Raw genomic sequence first — 17,583 nt, 5'->3', positions numbered from 1 at the left:
AGTCAATTTTAGGCGAGATTGTTCCTTTTTCTAAAGGGCAAGTGTAGGTGATTGAAAGATTTGCATACGAAATAAACCCTAACGGGTTTCACTTTTTTGAATTAAGCGGCTTGATTGTCCGACATAGTACAATTATAAACGACACCTAATATATCAAAAACTGTTTTCTTCTCATACCTATGGAATTTTCGCCCGTTTTGCTGTAGGAGATTGAACAGGCGAAGTAATACCTTTGATAGCTCTTGGGTGTTTTTTTGTATAGTTTGGAATAGAAGAAGGAAATAGTCTTTAATCATATATATGGCCTTATATTCACTCAGTTCTCGTTTCTTTTTCATAAGAAGTAATTGCCGCATTTGAAACATGGTAGAAGAACAAAGTAGAATGGCAATCAGTTGCCCATACAAATGGCATTCCAATCGTTCTCGTTTTATCTTTTTACAATGATGAATATGAAAGAATGATTTCCATGTTTTAAATAAAATCTCGATTTGCCAACGTAAAGAATACCAATCATGTACTTGTCCCATTGGGACAATATCTATAGGGGTATTTGTCATATATACATTGATACCGCTAAGTCGTTTACTACGAGCAGAATACTTCATTCCTTTCTTTTTTTCTCTTACCGTTTGATCGTGTAATCGTTTTTGTTGTTGTTCTTTTGTTAGTCGATGAACAATCACACGAGTTGGTACTTTATCAGTCATTCCTACATAAGCGTTGGATATTTCATATGTTTGTCCTGGCTGAAGAGAGTTCATTAAAACCTCCATATCTATTTGGATATACTCTGTACCCTTCTTAATTCTGCCATCTTGAAAATAATCAGGGTTTGGATTTTTTTGATAAATACGTGTATTCGATTTAATACGTGAGATATAATAGGCCTTTTTATCTTGTATATGTTGAAGATCTTTCAAATGAAAATAACCTAAATCTCGGATACATAAATCATTCGCTGTTACAGTTGGGGCACACAGGGAACCGTAGGTTCGATCATGTTGTTTACCTGGACCTGTATGAATATGAAGGAATTGTCCACTTAATAAATCATACTCAAGCTGTATCTTTACTCCCGCTGTATGGCTGCATCCTCCCGCACCAGGATAAACCGATGAAAATATATCCGGGAGTTGAAATGCAGTTGAATCTAAAATACGAATACGCTTGAAAACAGAAGTGTATGGAGAAGAAATCGGCATAGATGCGGCCAATTTTTTGCTTAGTAGTTCGGCTAGTAGGTGTTGTAAAAGTTGGACGGCCGCCTTATTAAACCGTTGATTCAGTCCCTCAGGACTGATGAGTACTTCTGTTGATGCTTCTAAACAGCTAGATAACTGAGTTAAAGAAGTCATAGCTACATTTTGGCTCACCCATACACATAAAGCTACTAAATCTTTTGCTTGGTACTTACTGGTTCGTTGTACAAAGCCAACATCTCTAGCAATATCTCGTAAGGCATTTGGAGATAGGGCACTTTGAATCTCTTGAGCAAATAGTTGTAATTCGTTAGACACAGAAACAGACATAAAAAACGCCATCCTTTCCTATGATTCTACAGAAAGAATAGCGTATTTTTTCATTTTAGGGGGCATTTCTTTTTATTAGCTTGATAGCGATGTGGCGGTACCCCATGCCCATCAACCTAAGAAAACAGATCAACCCCAAAACAAAAAATCCTTCACATAATATGTGATAGAAAAGGATAGATAAAGGCATTTTAGCCTTATCTATCCTTTTCTGTACTACTAATGATTACGTTTACTACTCAAAAACTTCTATTCCTATTTTTATACATCATAACAATTTTAATTAGGTTGTGGTGTACTTCAAAGGTGGTAAACTATCATACCTTAATAGTTTCGAATGTCTTCTAATAAAAGGAATAATCCACATTAATCCAATTGTTATTAGCACAATAGACATTAAAAGAATGATAGTTAATTCAGGTTGTGCTGAAGGTGTGCTTGTAGTTGTAGACTGTAAAGCAGAAAAGATATCTCTTGAAGCTACAATTATATTATTAACCATGTGAGCTATTATAGAAGGTAATAAACTTTTAGTTTTCAAGTACATTAAACAAGAAATAATCCCAAATATTGTGGTTCCAAAAACATTGCTTAGATGTAAAACACCGAAGCAGATGGAAGAGAATATAACTGCTTTTTTTATTCCGAATTTATACGTAAAACGACTAAGAATAAAGCCTCTGAACAAAATTTCTTCACAAACAGGAGCAATGAAAGAAAGAGTTATAGCTTTCATTAAAATAAACCACATACTTTGTGTTTTAACTACTTCGTTTGTATCCTCTAGCGAAGTGCCCTTTGGTATTAATGAAAATAGTATTACGATTAGCAATAACATACCTAATCCGAAAAGCATAGTCATAATTGCTGATGCAAAAATTTTTCTAAAAGAAAAAGAAGATGGTTTTGACAAGTAAGTTTTAAACGAGATATTATATCTTTTAAATTTAAAACCAATCCAAAACATAGGGATAGCATAAATTGAAATAATAAGAGCAATATTTAACTTTACATCTTTAGGAATTTCTTTGAATAATAAAGGCAAAATAAATATCATTATTACAAAAGAGATAATAGCCCACATTAAAATGAACCTTGTTTTCATATGATCAAAAATTTTATCCATTAATAGCCTCCTGTAGTTTTATGTTAGTATTCTAAATTTAATTATATCATTTTAAAGGGATATTTTGGTATTTCGTTTGATATAGGTTGTCAGCTATTTTGGGTCACATTACATCAATATCAGGCTAAGGTTTTACACTACCCATAAAGCAAAAAAGAAGTTATCCTTTCTATAGAATCATAGGAAAGGGTGGCGTTTTTTATGAATCTTTCGATTCAAAGTGAACTACAATTATTTGCTGAAGAATTATATGAACATCTTACTCCTTCATTTTTAGAAAATCTTGCTAGAGAACTAGGTTTTGTACAACGAAAACGTAAGTTTTCAGGGCATGATTTAGCTACTATCTGTGTTTGGATTAGTCAACGGGTAGCGAGTGATTCTTTAGTACGACTATGTAGTCAACTTCATGCTGTTACAGGAACAATCATGAGTCCAGAAGGACTTAATAAACGTTTCAATAAAAAAGCTGTTTGCTTTTTAAAACACATTTTCTCTACATTACTAAAAAGTAAAATTTGTGAAACATCAGCGATTCCAAGCTCTTCAATCGCTTATTTTCAACGAATTCGTATTTTAGATGCAACGATTTTCCAGGTACCAAAGCATTTAGCTAGTGTGTATCCTGGATCAGGTGGTTGTGCTCAAACAGCGGGTATAAAAATCCAGTTAGAATATGATTTACATAATGGCCAGTTTTTAAATTTCCAAGTGGAACCAGGGAAAAATAATGATAAAACCTTTGGAACAGAATGTTTAGCAACATTACGTCCTGGTGATCTATGTATTCGGGATTTAGGCTATTATTCACTGGATGATTTAGATCAAATGGACCAACGTGGCGTGTATTATATATCACGGCTCAAATTAAACAATAGGGTGTATATAAAAAATGAATTTCCTGAATACTTTCGAAATGGGACAGTAAAAAAACAGTCTCAGTATATCAAAGTTGATTTAGAACACATTATGAATACCTTAAAACCAGGGCAGGTCTATGAAATAAAAGATGCTTATATTGGAAAGGATAAAAAACTATTCACTAGGGTGATTATGTATCGATTAACAGGAAAACAACTTCGTGAACGTATGAAAAAACAAGTGTATACGGAAAGTAAAAAGGGCATTACATATTCGGAAAAAAGCAAACGATTAGTTGGCATGAACCTGTATGTTACCAATACACCTTGGGAGATTGTCCCGATGGAACAAATTCATGATTTTTACTCTCTCCGCTGGCAAGTTGAAATCATCTTTAAAACTTGGAAATCATTATTTCAAATTCATCATTGGCAAAATATTAAACAAGAGCGATTAGAATGCCATGTTTATGGAAAACTCATTTCCATTTTTTTATGCTCTTCTATTATGTTTAAGATGCGACAATTGATTTTACAAAAGAAACAAAAGGAGTTAAGCGAATATAAAGCAATTGGAATGATTCAAGATCATTTGTCCATTTTATATCAATCTATAGAGCAAAACACCCAAGAAATAACAAAAATTCTAATCCGCCTGTTCTACTTACTCCAAAAGAATGGTCGGAAATCTCATCGATACGATAAGAAAACAGTCTTTGATATTTTGGGTGTTGTCTATGAGTATAATGGATTGAGAAAACAAAAGAAAACTGCATAATCTTAAAAAAGTGATACCTATCTAGGTTTATTTGGTGTGCTTCTTTTTAAGAGCACCAAATATTTTAGAGGTGTTTCGTTTATATGAACGAAAGTTCATTTTGTTTTCATTCTTAAGTTGATGGGCATGTGGCGGTACCCCCTATAGCAAAAGGGGAGAAAAGCTCATTGATATGAAAAGGGAACAGTCTTTGATATATTAAGTTTCGTTTACAATTGTACCATGCCAACAATCAAGCGACTCAATTCAGAAAGGAAACCTATAAGGGTTTCTTACATATGCAAAGCTTTAAAGCACCTACTTATAAACTTTCAAAAATATGAAATAAACATGTTCATCATTGATGTTACATCAATCTAGCTTGAAAGCGATGTGGTGAAACTTCAATAAATATAATTGGAAACTCCTCTTCATATGTTTTTTCTACTAGTTAGTACAATAAATTCTTCTCCTTGATCAAATTCTTAATTACTGTCCATATATTTAATGTTAAATTACCGAACATTCTATATATTTATTATAAATATATGAAAGAACGATACTAAATCTCTTAGTATTAATCATTTGTTTTTTTAAATAATTTTATTTTTTACAGCTTTAGTATCTTTCTACTTTGGATAGAATAATTTTCAATAATACATCACAAGATAATGAAAAGTTTTATAAAAAGAAGGGATCTATTGATGCTGTTTCGAAACAATCGAAGAAGTTTTTATAAGAACGAGCAACTTCAAATGCAACAATTACAAATAAATGAACAATGTATTCCCTTGTCCACTGATGTGGATGAAAACATAAGGTTTCTTCGCTCCATGTATCAAAATTGCTTTGATGTGACCTTTAGGACATTTTTAATTAATGAAAAAATCAAGGCTGTCCTTGTCTATATAGAGGGTTTATCTAGTATGGAGGAAATCGAGAGTTATGTGTTAGCTCCACTTATGACAAAAACGGCAAATGAGGTTCATAGTCCTCGTGAACTATTAGAAAAAAAAATACATGTTTCAAAAATAAAGGAAATAAAAACAATTGAGGATTGTATAGAGAACATTTCTATCGGAAATCCTATAGTTTTAATAGAACAAGAAATACACGGACTCGCTTTTGGATTGGCCAAGTGGGAAAAGCGCTCCATTGAAGAGCCACAGGCAGAGGGTGTCATAAGGGGACCCCGGGAAGGATTTGTGGAAACATTAGGGGTCAACACTTCCCTACTCCGACGAAAAATAAAAAGTCCTAATTTCAAAATGAAATCGATAAAAATTGGTCGTTTTACTGAGACTAATCTTGTAATTGCCTATGTAGAAGGAATCTCGGATCCAACTCTTATTCAAGAAGTTGAAAAGCGCTTGCTACGTATTAATATAGACAGTGTATTGGAAAGTGGATATATTGAAGAACTAATTGAAGATAATCCTTTTTCACCTTTTCCACAGCTTGTTAATACAGAACGGCCAGATGTAGCAGCTGCAAACCTTCTAGAGGGTCGTGTGGTGATTCTAGTGGATGGCACACCTTCAGTCTTAATTGCTCCTATAAGCTTTTTTACCTTACTTCAGTCACCAGAAGACTATTACCAACGCTTTCTAATTGGTTCAGTCATCCGTTTGTTACGTTTTGTATTTATGATATTTTCTCTCCTTTTACCTTCGCTATATGTAGCAGTCCTTACATATCATCAGGAGATGGTACCAACAGCTTTACTAATTAGCATGGCATCTTCAAGAGAGGGTGTTCCTTTTCCGGCGTTGGTGGAAGCATTAATGATGGAGATTACGTTTGAAGCACTACGTGAAGCTGGTATTCGTCTTCCGAAACAGGTCGGAGCTGCTGTTAGTATTGTTGGCGCCTTAGTCATTGGTCAAGCTGCCGTTCAAGCTGGGCTTGTTTCTGCACCAATGGTCATTGTTGTTGCGATTACAGGCGTTTCATCCTTTATGGTGCCACACTATACACAAGGTATTGCGCTAAGAATGTTACGCTTTCCCATTATCTTTTTAGCTGGTTCCCTCGGCTTGTTAGGAGTAATGTTTGGAGTGATTGCCATTGTTGTCCATTTATGTGCATTGCGTTCGTTTGGGGTTCCATTCCTTACACCTATCGCTCCACTGAAAGGGCTTGAGTTAAAAGATACTTTAATCCGGGCTCCATGGTGGAAAATGAATACACGTCCTCATTTAACCGGTGAATTCAACAAATATCGCCAGTCATTTTCTGGTCAAAAACCAAATCCAGATAATGAAGATGAATAATAGGCAAAATACATGGTGACAAGGATGTGCATAAAAATGAAACTATTTCTAGTTCGAAATATCATAAAACTATTTAATATATTTTTTCTATTTTCAGCTAGTATTCTGCTTACTGGTTGCTGGGACAGAAGAGAAGTGAACGATATTGCAATAGTGTTAGGAGCTGCTATTGACAAAGCTAAAGGAAACAAAATTAAGCTTGCCGTTCAATTTTTAGTTCCCCAAGCTATTGATGGGCAACAAAAAAAGGGGGGACAAAAGGTATTGATGAGATCAGCGATTGGACAGAATTTAGCAGATGCTGCATCAAAGCTCCAGATACAGCTTCCTCGTAAACTTTTCTGGGGCCACTGTAAAATATACATAATTGGGAATGGGCTTGCTAAAGGTGGCAAGCTTAAGGATCAAATTGATTTTATAATTCGTTTTCCGGAAGCGCGAGATCAAGCTTATTTGTTTGTTAGCTCTGGAAATGCAGGAAAAGTTCTAGAATTTGAGCCGCTATCAGAGCTACATGTTGGAGAAGGGCTTCGTAAGATTTCTAAGCTGCATTTAGGTGTTACTACTACTGCAAAAGATTTTGAACAGAAGATAATAGGGGATACAAGGGTGGTAGTCCTTCCCTTAATAAAGATGATACCAGCTAAAAAGGGAGAAAAGGGAAAGACATTCCCTTTAATTTCAGGAGCTGCTATCTTTAAGCAAAATAAGGTGATTGGTCAAATCGATGCAAAAATAACTAGAGGTCTATTGTGGTTACAAGAGGAAGCTGAAGTTAATGCGATAACAATAAATTTTCAAAAAGGGGAAACAATTTCGTTAGAGCCCCTGCAACAGAAAACGGAACTTTTTCCTGTCATCGAGAACGGGAAATGGAAGATGTTGGTTAAAGTTGAACTAGAAGGATCAGTTATACAAAATGGAAGTACTCTTGAGATTAAGAAACCGAACATTACGAAAAAATTAGAGGAAAATGTAGAAAAAAAAGTTAAACAACTTATAAATACAACCCTCAATCAAGTACAGGTAGGATTGAATGCAGATGCATTCGGTTTCGCAGATGCGTTTCATCGGAAATATCCAAAAGAATGGGGAAAAGTGAAAAATCAGTGGGATAAAGTCTTGTCGCAAGTGGATGTAAAAATAGACGTTAAAGCGCGTATAAGCCGAACAGGTTTATCTTCTGCGCCAACTGGTTTAAAAGAAAAGGAGGTTCAAAAGAAATGAGATGGACAACAGTAGTAGGAGTAACAACATGGTCGATACTTATTATTTTGTACGAGTGGCCTAAAATGAAACAGAATCAAAAAAAAGAGAGAATAGCTATTTTAATCTTAACGGCAATGGGGTGGTTGACTACTATCCTTCTTCTTTTTTTTCCAGATATACCTGGTCCTACACAAGCTATTTCTTACATTTTCAAACCGTTAAGCAAAGTTTTTGAAAAATAACAGAACTTTGGGGTGATAATGAGAAAAAGGAGGATGAAAAAAGGATGGAAAAAGGAAGAATTTCTTCATTTCAAATGGCATGTATGATTGTACCAACAATCATTGCAACTGCTATTCTTATTGTCCCAACTATTACAGGCCAGTTTGCGGGCCGTGATATGTGGATTTCTTCGACTTTAGCATCATTCAATGGACTTTTCACGGTATTTATTCTGTATCGATTACATAGGATTTTCCCGAATAAGACATTTGTTCAATACAGTGAATGTATTATTGGGCGGATTCCAGGGCAAATCCTTGGATTTGCCTACCTGTTGTTTTTTTTACATATAGCTGGATCAATATGTAGAGAGTACGCAGACTTTGTTATCAGTTCATTCCTCCCAAAAACGCCAATGATAGTAGTATTGGGAAGTATAGTTATTATTTGTGCCTTTGCAGTACGTGGTGGTGTCGAAGTGCTTGGAAGAGCAGCGCAGTTGTTGGTTCCGCTATTTATACTTCCCTTGTTTTTGCTCATTTTAATCTTACCCGAATTGAAAGTAGTTAATATATTTCCTATCATGGAGCATGGGGTTATGCCTGTTATAATGGGCGCGGCTGTCCCGCAGGGGTGGTTCGCTGAAGTTTTTATGATTTCTATGTTACTACCTTTTGTGGCCGACCGTCAAAAAGGGATGAAATGGAGTATAATTTCGGTGATTGTAGCTATGTTACTTTTTACTTATACGAATATAATTAGTATTTTTCATTTCGGGGAATCTGTAACCAGTTATACCTATCCAGTGTTTTCTGTTTTCCGATATATTAGTTTTGGTAGCTTTTTTGAACATTTAGAGTCCGTTGTAATAACTTTTTGGATACTGGGGATATTTGTTAAAATTTCAGTGTTTTATTATGCACTCACTTTAGGGATAGCACAATGGTTACAATGCTATGAATACCGGCCTATCGTATTTCCAGTAGGCTTTTTGATAATCTTGTTTGGTATGTGGGTAGCTTCCTCAGAACAGGAAATGACTCAATTCTTAGGGAATGTTTTCCCTTTTTATGGATTTCTGATGTTGACTCTTATTCCAACAGTATTATTAGTTATTACAATCCTACAGAAAAAATGGAAGAATAAATCATACATTATTAAAGACTAAAATTCCCTCTTTTTATCTCTATAATTTTCAAATGTAATAGTTGTCCATGGAAAGAAGAAAGATGTTTAAATGAAAAAATAGTTTTTTCAACTTTTTTATCATTTTAGCCAAGAAGACTCCTTCCTCAAGGAGCGTGAAGGGGGAGTAGGTGGGAGATGAATTGGCTTCGAACAAGGGATGGCAGGAAGCCATCTTAATTGTTTGACATACATAAACTGTTACTTCACTATTTATCAAATGTACGTTTGATGTGTGATAGTCATATACCGAAATGGAGGTAAATTAAATGATGATTAATAAAGCCTATAAGTTTCGTATCTATCCAAATCAAGCACAAGCAATTCTGATCATTGAACTACTCACCACTTAACGTCCTTACGGACTTTTTGAAGTGGGAGATTCCTGCGAACACCAATGTATCCACCGGTTATCTTAGCAGGCTCTACCCGTAGTCCCTACGGTGAGAACAAAAGTATCTTGTACGTTGACGCACCACACTCCCTACTTTAGCTTGGTTTTCGCAACTTAGGTAAGCATGGGGCGATAGAACGTTGAAGATTTTACGGTTGCAACGTTTTTCTGCAACCAACCTCATAACTTCAGTTTTCGAAGAGCAATCTGTACAAGTAAATGATAGCAAACATGTTGGCTTATGCCAACCAACATTCATCTCCCACCTAAAATTGTTGTTTCACACCTTCACATTTTTGAGGAAGGAGTCTTCTGTCGGAGAACGATAAAACGATTGGTTGTTCTTGCTTTGTATTCAATCATTTCCTATCCCTATGGGATCACGCATACAAAGAGAAAGGACATGGAAAAGGTTTGACATATGGATACATGCTCTGCCAAACTTCCTGCAATGAAGAAAAAGTTTGTTTGGCTAAAAGAAGTGAATAGTCTCGCAATTCAGTCGTCTGTTCGCAATCTTGCGGATGCTTATACACGCTTTAAATCTAAGAAAAACAACGTACAATCTTATACCGCAAAACAAACAAATAGGAAACAAAATAAAGTTGGCGAAACATCAGGAGACGCACTTGAATGCTTGCAAAGAGAAGAACAACAGTGGAAGTTTCAAATGACAAAAAGACATGAAGAAACAGATAGAAAATATAAGGCAGCAAAACAAGCGGTAGATCGTTTATATGCAGATTACCAAGATCAACAATTGAATCTGAACGTAGAGATTACGGATATTACTGTGGCCCAAAACCTGATGTAGTCCATTCCTTATGTATATAATGAAATATTCTTAGAAATACCAGGGATGAACTTTACAAAATTTACAGAGTTAACAAATCGACTCCAACAAGTGTGGGGTTTGTATGATTAACGAAATGTCATACCAAATGGAGATTTCCGAAATGAATTAAGTAATTGGATTACAACATCTGGTGTGAATGTACAACAAATTAACAATATGTCTGTCTTAGTTATTCCAAATTAGATGCGCAAGTTTCACAACAGTTTACAGTTCAACCGAACCAAAGATATGTGTTACGAGTTACTGCGAGAAAAGAAGGGATAGGTAATGGATACGTGAGTATCCGTGATGGTGGAAACCAAATAAAAATGCTTACTTTTAGTGCGAACGTTTATTATACACAAGCGTCAAAATGGTATGTACAATGATTAAACCGGCTATATCACAAAAACAGTGACATTCATCCCATAGACAGATCAAGTTTGGATTGAGATAAGTGAGACCGAAGGAACGTTCTATATAGAAAGTGTAGAATTGATTGTGGACGTAGAGTAACGGTAGTACCCCTCCAGATACAGGATTCATCTGGAGGGTTTTTTTATAGGAAAGGTCTTTTTCGCACTAAATCATACGTTCGTATCGTTCGGATTACACATATTATAGAGAGGACATCGTTACCTTACCATATCATTTGTCTGATTAAATTGTATTGGAAATGCAATTGAGAAGAATAAAAGAAAATATTTTTTCTTTATACATCAAACTCTTTCGAAAGTTTCTCGTGAATGAGAGTGAATATTACCTTTTGTACTTTATTGAGGTCTTGTAATAAAGGAATCGTATTCACGCAAACTACTGGTATGGGTATGTCTGTGAAACCTGAAATATTTGTGATAATTAAATCATAGTTTTTTGAAACTTGTTTAAACGAGCTGAGATGTAATACATCAATCATAGATAATTGAATCAAATGCTCAAATTGATACTGCATAATATTATGAATAAAGAGAGTGTGTTCTATATCTGAATCACAAAAAATGCCGACATGAAGAACAGAGACCTTCTGTTTTAAGGCTTGTAATAAGTTTGTCCAATGTATGATTAAAATATATAGTGTTTCTGTAAAAAAATTCGCGTTCCATTTGAACTTTTCATGAAAGTGAAAGTGGGTTAATTCTTCTTTCAAAAGCAAGACAAAGTATGAAAATTCGTGAGAATGTTGTTCGGAAAAGAAACGTCTTTTATCATGCAAAATAAAACTACGTCCATAATTCATAGTTTGTAAATTGTATAACTCTAAAATAATTTTTTGTTCATTTTGGAGGGGAACTTGTAGTTTGTCTGAGAGTCTATGCAATAATCTTAGAATTTCAGGAACGATTTTCCATGCATCATTTAATTTTTGTTGTACCATAATTTCTAATTGTTCATATGTAAATGCATACTGATGATTAAAAAAAACAGAAAAGAGTTGATAAGCAGTCTCATGATTAAAATCAAGAGAAAAGGTATCCCGGAACAATTGACAAAATGAGCTGTTCTCAAAAATACTTACATCCAAAGGATTTGAAAAATTTACTGAAATGGTTTTCATATGTTGGTGTTGTAAACGAATCACATTCACCATTGTCCAATACCGAATCCGTATGAGATCTGGAAAATTTAGCTTTATCTGATTTGTTTGGGTGACATATAAAAAGAGTTGATCCAGTACTTGTATTTGATTGTCTTCAAAAGGAGTATGAGTCACTCCATATTTTTCATAAAAATAATGAACCATAATACTCCTAATGTTTTGTTCACTCCCCATGATTTTACAAGGGTTTACTTGAATATATATATCATATTGTTTGAGATACACATTCAATTTTGTAATAATCCGCCTTAGGGTGGAGGTACTAAGAAATAATTCCTCCGCAATTGTCTCTATGTCATCCCGTTCATCAAAAAATATCCGTTCGATAAATGAAAACTCAGGACTTACAGATAAGACCTTTTGATATATAAAATCAATAGAATACTGAGAAGGATAGGTTAACATAATCCCTTTTATGGATGTCTCAATCTGAAAAGGTGAAAATTCTTGATTAATAAATTTAATGTCATCCCTTAGAATTCTTTCGGAACAGTTCAGTGTTTGTGCACTCATTCCTAACGTATGCCATCCATCTTGTTCATATAGTAGTTCTAAAAATTGTAGTTGTCTGCGTAAATTTTTATTTAAAAGAGAACGCATGAGTAGACACCTTCTTTCATTCGTGAAATATCACTAGTTCAATTCAAATGATGCCGATTATAAGGCGTTTTATGAAATGAACTGTATGAATTCCTTTGATATAATTATAAAGCAAAAAGCCCAAAAAGAAGAAACTGTAGGCGAATTGTATGTCCATATCTGATGTTATAGGAAATGGATTTGAAATGTGAAGTAATTCCAACACCTTTTCAGACATATATAAATAAAATATAACTTTGTTTTTGGGCCGTGTTAAACCATGCACAAAATCTAAGAGAGTCTCATTATAACCTGTTTAGATTATGATTTGAAAATGTTTTATTTATATATATTATTTTGAGGTGTTTTTATTTTGTTGTTTTTTGATGAAACGACAGGATGTCGAAAAAACCGAATACAACTAGGACAAAAGAGGTGATTGTATTGCTTTTCTATCTATTATGTCTAAAAGACCCATATACAAAAGATCATAGTAAAAGGGTATCTATATATGCCACCGTATTGGCCAAGGAGGCAAAAGAATATAATTCAGAAGCTCTTACCAAATTGTATCATTCCTGTTTACTACATGATATTTGGAAAATGAGAATACCAAATAAAATTTTTAAAAAAACCTCTTCTCTCACGAAAGAAGAATATGATGTGATGAAGTCACATCCAGAAAGAGGTATATAAGTCGTAAATTTGTTTCCTTTTATCCCTGTTAATTCCTCTATTATTCTTTCTCACCATGAAAAATAGGATGGAAGTGGATACCCGAACGGTTTAAAAAAACAGGAGATATCATTAAGTGCAAGAATTGTGGCGATTGCGGATGCTTTTGACGCCATGACATCTACACGGATGTATCGAACAGCATTGACACCAAAAGAAGCGTACAATCAGATTATAGAAGGAACAGGTACGCAATTCGATCCAGAGTTAGTCACTATCTTTCAAAAGTATTCACTTCTTGGATAAAAATTATTCCAATGAATGGAAATGAAATACATCAAGTAAGACGATCTTGAACAGACTACGGCTATTTGTTCGTAACAATGTTCAAATAAAGAGGTAAAGAATTCAATTTTTAGTGAAATAGATGCATTAGTTGAAACCGTATGGCCAATCTGTTTTTTCAATAGGAATAGATGGAACGACAGACTCTTGTTTGTATAAGCGAAAGAGTAGAGGGCTATATATGAGTGCACTTGATCGTAGCACTCAAAATGGATAATGATGAGGTAAATATACCATTCTAACTTTCTTGTTATAATTTTTATTTCGTCAATTAAATGAATAGCTGGGAAATTCATTTTTAAATATCTTTGAATCGGGGGATATTTGACTATACAAAGTATGCCTTTGCATGAAATAAGTAGACTTCTTTATCTATTCGTAACAAATTACGTTTTTTCAGCCTATCATGCAATTCTTTTTAAGATAAAAAGTTTGCTTTCATTCAATTTTACATCACTCTTACTCATATATGGAGGATAAAATGGAGATAAAAAATTTTTTAACTGAAAATGAGCCAGATATAAAACGGAAAATCCAGATATTAGAGTTAATATCAACAGAAAAAAGATGGTATACCTATACAGAAATCTCTCAATGCATACATGCTTCACATAAAACAATCAAAAATGATTTAATCCATATAACGGAAGTTTTACCTACAACATGGCATGTGAAGATAAAGAAAGGGTATGGAGTGCAGATGGAAATCCCATTTCACGCATCTATTCAGGAGATGATTTCTTTTTTTCTCAGAGAATCTTTGACTTTCCAAATATTAGATGCTCTCTTACGTGATAAAACCGCAATCGTGTCTGATTTGGCTGAAAAGTTATATATTCAACCCGGAAAAATTGCGAAAATTATAAAAAAAATATCCCGTGAGATTCGTCATTTTGGATTAGAAATCAAAAAAAAACCGATTCGAATAATCGGAAGTGAAGCTAAGATCCTGTATTTATTTACGAAATTGTTTGCTAGTACGTATTTAAACGGGGAATGGCCTTTTCAACAAAGTCAAGAAATCATCCATATATTTATAAAAAAAATAGAAAAGCGACTCAATATTCTATTTACTGTAGGTAGCAAGCATCAACTTTCTTATTTTATCGCAATTCTAGTCATAAGAAAAAAGCAAGGATATAAAGTGGAATTGACGAACCCTTTTTCAAAATTCAATCTAGATACTCCGTTTTATTTTCAAGTGTCCACATTGGTGGAAGAGACAAAGCAGGATTTTCATCTCTGTTTCTCAACCTATGAAAAAGTTATATTGACTATTGTGTTGAAAAGTTTAAATTACAGGTATATAGATCCAACCCAGGAGAAAAAGCAAGAAATGCAAATCTTTCATCAACAAGACATACATGTGTATCGCATTGTAAAAGATTTTATACATATGTTAGATGAGCGATTGGGGTCCTGTTTTATCGAGGATGAAACATTTATTTATACGCTCATTCTCCATTTTAGAAAGACACTCTATTTTCTTCATATTTATACTTATATTCAACCCAAAGAAGAAACAGTCCATAGGTATATGCAGCAAAAATATAGTCAAACGTTTCTTCAAGTGAAAGAAGTCTATCATACATGGGTAAAAAAACATCGAATCGCTGATTATGTACCAAATAATGAAATTGTAAATATTGTATTACAGATCGAAGCATCTCGAATTCAAAATAAAATCACTTCAAAAAAAGTGTTAATCATTACGAAAGAAAGAGATTGTTGGAAAAATTACATGATCGCAGTTTTAGAAGAAAAGTTCGGTGGGAAGATAGAATTTATATCCTTTTCTTCTGCAGAACAGATAAGAGAAAATGAGTTAGCGGAAGCCCATCGCATAGACTTTGTAATATCGACAATTCCCTTACGTTTGAAATCGAATCCAGTGATTCAAATTCAGCCGATCCCGACAGAACGTGATATTTCCAACATTCAATTCTATGTGGATCAATAACATGTTTGATTGGATACATAATGTACTTCATGCGTTCCTCTAGACTGTAGGGAAGTTTACGAAGTACATTCATTTATCCCCTACTTACCCTAGGTAATCACACATAGCCTCCAAATCCCTCTATTATATCACAATATCTGCATGAATGACGTAAATAACATTACACCTCACTAACGGAATAATTGAAATAACATAATTTGATCGCGAAGTTTATAATCAAAAGTAAGTACTATCTCTACCTATTATATATAGCTGAAAGAGGTTCTGTTGCAAATTTTTTCAAACGAATTTAAACTGTATATAAAGCAAACAGGAGCATGATACATGAGCTATTTTAAAGGAAAATAGTTCAAGAAAGATATTATTTTGGTAGCCGTTGGCTACTATTGTCATTTTTCTTTAAGCTATTGTGATGTCTCTGAAATTTTGAAAGAACGTGGTGTTTCAGTTCATCCAACAACGATTATGCGCTTGGTTCATGAATATGGCCACCTGATCTATCCAATTTGGAAGAAGAAAAATAAAAGCGTAGAACTATCTTGGAAATGGGATGAGACCTATATAAAAATCAAAGGAGAATGGTGTTACCTGTACCTTGCAATTGATAAAAAAGGGTATACATTATTGGATATTCAACTTCGTAAAAAATGAGATTATCAGGCTGCATATGCCTTTATGGAAAGGTTAGTGAAAACGTTTGGAGAACCAATGGTCCTCACAACAGATAAGGCGCCCGCGTTATTTTGCGCGTTTAACAAATTAAAAAACAAGGCTTCTGCAAGAATACCACTCACCGTACAATCAAACATTTGAATAATTTCATCGAACAGGATCATAGGCATATCAAGCGACGTTTTGCCAAATCAGCAGGACTCCAAAGTATTCGTCATGCTTCACGTATCTTGAAAGCCATTGAAACCGTTCATGCTCTATATAAACGAAAATGAAGTTTGCAACAACCAAACTTTGTTTTTTCAACGTACAATGAATTACATCAATTATTAACGAGCGCATAAAATCCATCTGCAATCTTACTAACTTTTTATCTACTAAGAATCTTTGCAACAGAACCATTTAATGCATTTAAAACTGAATTCAAAAATAAAAAATATGAAAAGGGAGATATCAAAGATGACAACAATGCAATTAAATAAAGAAATGAACAAAATTTCAGAGGCAGATGTAGAATTACTTAAGATCATGGCTCACCCAGTTAGGCTACAAATTGTAAAAGAGTTAGAACATCGTAAGATTTGCAATGTAACCCAGTTAACGGAGCTATTAAATATACCTCAATCTACCGTATCTCAGCATCTTTCTAAAATGCGCGGGAAAATTCTCCGTGCAGAAAGAAAAGGATTGGAGATATACTACCATGTTGCGAATGCTAAAGCATGCCAGATTGTTGGGGTAATAGGTCTGTAATTCTAACTTGAAATAGGGTAATAGAAAGAGTTTTGTTAAATATAGCTGCAATAGCTGATGTACTGCTGCCCCACATCCATCAACTTAAGGATTTAGACTATTTTTGAAGTTAAAGCACGTTACTATTTTCTTATGTTAATGAGAAAGGGTGACGTGCTTTTTATGAATATGAATCAAAAACAAGAATTATCTTTATTCGCTGAAGAGTTATATCGATATATGTCTCCCGCTACACTTAATCAATTAGCCATAGAAGCAGGCGGGATGAAGCGAAAACGTAAGTGCCACGGGCACCATTTCTTATCTTTGTGTGTATGGTTAAATCAACAAGTCGCTACTACCTCTCTTACTCAACTATGTAGTCAATTAGAAACTTCAACAGGAGTTTTATTGAGCCCGGAAGGACTTAATCGACGATTTAACTCGGCTTCTGTAGCCTTCCTTCTTTCGAACTGTGTTTACTACACTTCTACAAGCTAAAATTGGAGGCGTATCTAAGATTCCTCATTCTCTTTCTTCCTACTTTGAGCGCATTCGCATCCTTTTCAATATGGACATCGAAAAATTTACAATGTAGGGTTAAAAGAAAGAGAAGAACCTGGATCGATG

General features: G+C 34.2%; 11 protein-coding genes and 5 pseudogenes. 13 read left to right on the top strand and 3 right to left on the bottom strand.

Features of this window, described 5'->3' with window-relative positions:
- Positions 1 to 101 precede the first annotated feature (101 nt).
- Both MHB52_RS35540 and MHB52_RS35535 read right to left on the bottom strand, forming a co-directional pair.
- On the bottom strand, positions 102 to 1,532 hold the full coding sequence (locus tag MHB52_RS35540) for an IS4 family transposase (RefSeq protein ID WP_061663672.1): 1,431 nt from the start codon (positions 1,530 to 1,532) through the stop codon (positions 102 to 104).
- A 283-nt stretch (positions 1,533 to 1,815) separates the two neighbouring features.
- Positions 1,816 to 2,658 carry a type II CAAX endopeptidase family protein gene (locus MHB52_RS35535; RefSeq protein ID WP_061663572.1) on the bottom strand — a complete coding sequence of 281 codons (843 nt, stop codon included), beginning with the start codon at positions 2,656 to 2,658 and terminating at the stop codon, positions 1,816 to 1,818.
- A 201-nt stretch (positions 2,659 to 2,859) separates the two neighbouring features.
- Between MHB52_RS35535 and MHB52_RS35530 the strand changes: the two genes are divergently transcribed.
- From MHB52_RS35530 to MHB52_RS36940, 8 genes and pseudogenes are all read left to right on the top strand, one after another.
- On the top strand, positions 2,860 to 4,296 hold the full coding sequence (locus MHB52_RS35530) for an IS4 family transposase (protein ID WP_061663573.1): 1,437 nt from the start codon (positions 2,860 to 2,862) through the stop codon (positions 4,294 to 4,296).
- A 734-nt stretch (positions 4,297 to 5,030) separates the two neighbouring features.
- Positions 5,031 to 6,548, top strand: a complete 1,518-nt coding sequence (locus MHB52_RS35525; protein ID WP_061663291.1) for a spore germination protein — start codon at positions 5,031 to 5,033, stop codon at positions 6,546 to 6,548.
- A gap of 36 nt (positions 6,549 to 6,584) precedes the next feature.
- Complete coding sequence (locus MHB52_RS35520) at positions 6,585 to 7,775, top strand: Ger(x)C family spore germination protein (RefSeq protein ID WP_061663290.1); 1,191 nt, start codon at positions 6,585 to 6,587, stop codon at positions 7,773 to 7,775.
- Complete coding sequence (locus MHB52_RS35515) at positions 7,772 to 7,999, top strand: hypothetical protein (RefSeq protein ID WP_061663289.1); 228 nt, start codon at positions 7,772 to 7,774, stop codon at positions 7,997 to 7,999. The genes MHB52_RS35520 and MHB52_RS35515 overlap by 4 nt, the downstream gene beginning before the upstream one ends.
- A 44-nt stretch (positions 8,000 to 8,043) precedes the next feature.
- A complete protein-coding gene (locus tag MHB52_RS35510) occupies positions 8,044 to 9,147 on the top strand; it encodes a GerAB/ArcD/ProY family transporter (RefSeq protein WP_061663288.1) in 1,104 nt (367 codons plus the stop codon).
- Between the two features lie 286 nt (positions 9,148 to 9,433).
- The gene (locus tag MHB52_RS35505) at positions 9,434 to 9,517 is read left to right on the top strand and encodes a helix-turn-helix domain-containing protein (RefSeq protein WP_080451565.1); all 84 of its coding nucleotides are present in this window, start codon (positions 9,434 to 9,436) and stop codon (positions 9,515 to 9,517) included.
- Between the two features lie 353 nt (positions 9,518 to 9,870).
- Positions 9,871 to 10,168 (top strand): annotated as a pseudogene (locus MHB52_RS35500) (helix-turn-helix domain-containing protein); the annotation flags it as partial.
- A 422-nt stretch (positions 10,169 to 10,590) separates the two neighbouring features.
- A pseudogene (locus MHB52_RS36940) lies at positions 10,591 to 10,782 on the top strand (hypothetical protein); the annotation flags it as partial.
- A gap of 323 nt (positions 10,783 to 11,105) precedes the next feature.
- Here the strand turns inward: MHB52_RS36940 and MHB52_RS35495 are convergent.
- The gene (locus MHB52_RS35495) at positions 11,106 to 12,590 is read right to left on the bottom strand and encodes a helix-turn-helix domain-containing protein (protein ID WP_199689418.1); all 1,485 of its coding nucleotides are present in this window, start codon (positions 12,588 to 12,590) and stop codon (positions 11,106 to 11,108) included.
- 378 nt (positions 12,591 to 12,968) lie between these two features.
- Between MHB52_RS35495 and MHB52_RS35490 the strand changes: the two are divergent.
- The 5 genes and pseudogenes from MHB52_RS35490 to MHB52_RS35470 all read left to right on the top strand — a co-directional run.
- Positions 12,969 to 13,550, top strand: a pseudogene (locus tag MHB52_RS35490) (HD-GYP domain-containing protein).
- Positions 13,551 to 14,070: 520 nt separating this feature from the next.
- Entirely contained in the window at positions 14,071 to 15,549 is a 1,479-nt protein-coding gene (locus tag MHB52_RS35485) for a BglG family transcription antiterminator (protein WP_253703390.1), read from the top strand.
- 360 nt (positions 15,550 to 15,909) lie between these two features.
- Positions 15,910 to 16,565, top strand: a pseudogene (locus tag MHB52_RS35480) (IS6 family transposase).
- 115 nt (positions 16,566 to 16,680) lie between these two features.
- Positions 16,681 to 16,974, top strand: a complete 294-nt coding sequence (locus tag MHB52_RS35475) for an ArsR/SmtB family transcription factor (protein WP_061663663.1) — start codon at positions 16,681 to 16,683, stop codon at positions 16,972 to 16,974.
- Positions 16,975 to 17,136: 162 nt separating this feature from the next.
- Positions 17,137 to 17,518 (top strand): annotated as a pseudogene (locus MHB52_RS35470) (IS4 family transposase); the annotation flags it as partial.
- Positions 17,519 to 17,583 lie beyond the last annotated feature (65 nt).

Origin of the sequence: Bacillus sp. FSL K6-0073 (assembly GCF_038006085.1) — a bacterium.
GTDB classification, from domain to species: domain Bacteria; phylum Bacillota; class Bacilli; order Bacillales; family Bacillaceae_G; genus Bacillus_A; species Bacillus_A cereus.
Note: the sequence above shows the minus strand (reverse complement) of the source record. Positions and strands in the feature narration are given on the sequence as shown.

Coding starts and splice junctions, on each gene's coding strand:
- MHB52_RS35510 (WP_061663288.1), top strand. CDS start 8,044: ATGGAAAAAGGAAGAATTTCTTCATTTCAAATGGCATGTATGATTGTA.
- MHB52_RS35505 (WP_080451565.1), top strand. CDS start 9,434: ATGATGATTAATAAAGCCTATAAGTTTCGTATCTATCCAAATCAAGCA.
- MHB52_RS35475 (WP_061663663.1), top strand. CDS start 16,681: ATGACAACAATGCAATTAAATAAAGAAATGAACAAAATTTCAGAGGCA.
- MHB52_RS35495 (WP_199689418.1), bottom strand. CDS start 12,590: ATGCGTTCTCTTTTAAATAAAAATTTACGCAGACAACTACAATTTTTA.
- MHB52_RS35540 (WP_061663672.1), bottom strand. CDS start 1,532: ATGTCTGTTTCTGTGTCTAACGAATTACAACTATTTGCTCAAGAGATT.
- MHB52_RS35485 (WP_253703390.1), top strand. CDS start 14,071: ATGGAGATAAAAAATTTTTTAACTGAAAATGAGCCAGATATAAAACGG.
- MHB52_RS35535 (WP_061663572.1), bottom strand. CDS start 2,658: ATGGATAAAATTTTTGATCATATGAAAACAAGGTTCATTTTAATGTGG.
- MHB52_RS35530 (WP_061663573.1), top strand. CDS start 2,860: ATGAATCTTTCGATTCAAAGTGAACTACAATTATTTGCTGAAGAATTA.
- MHB52_RS35520 (WP_061663290.1), top strand. CDS start 6,585: ATGAAACTATTTCTAGTTCGAAATATCATAAAACTATTTAATATATTT.
- MHB52_RS35525 (WP_061663291.1), top strand. CDS start 5,031: ATGCAACAATTACAAATAAATGAACAATGTATTCCCTTGTCCACTGAT.
- MHB52_RS35515 (WP_061663289.1), top strand. CDS start 7,772: ATGAGATGGACAACAGTAGTAGGAGTAACAACATGGTCGATACTTATT.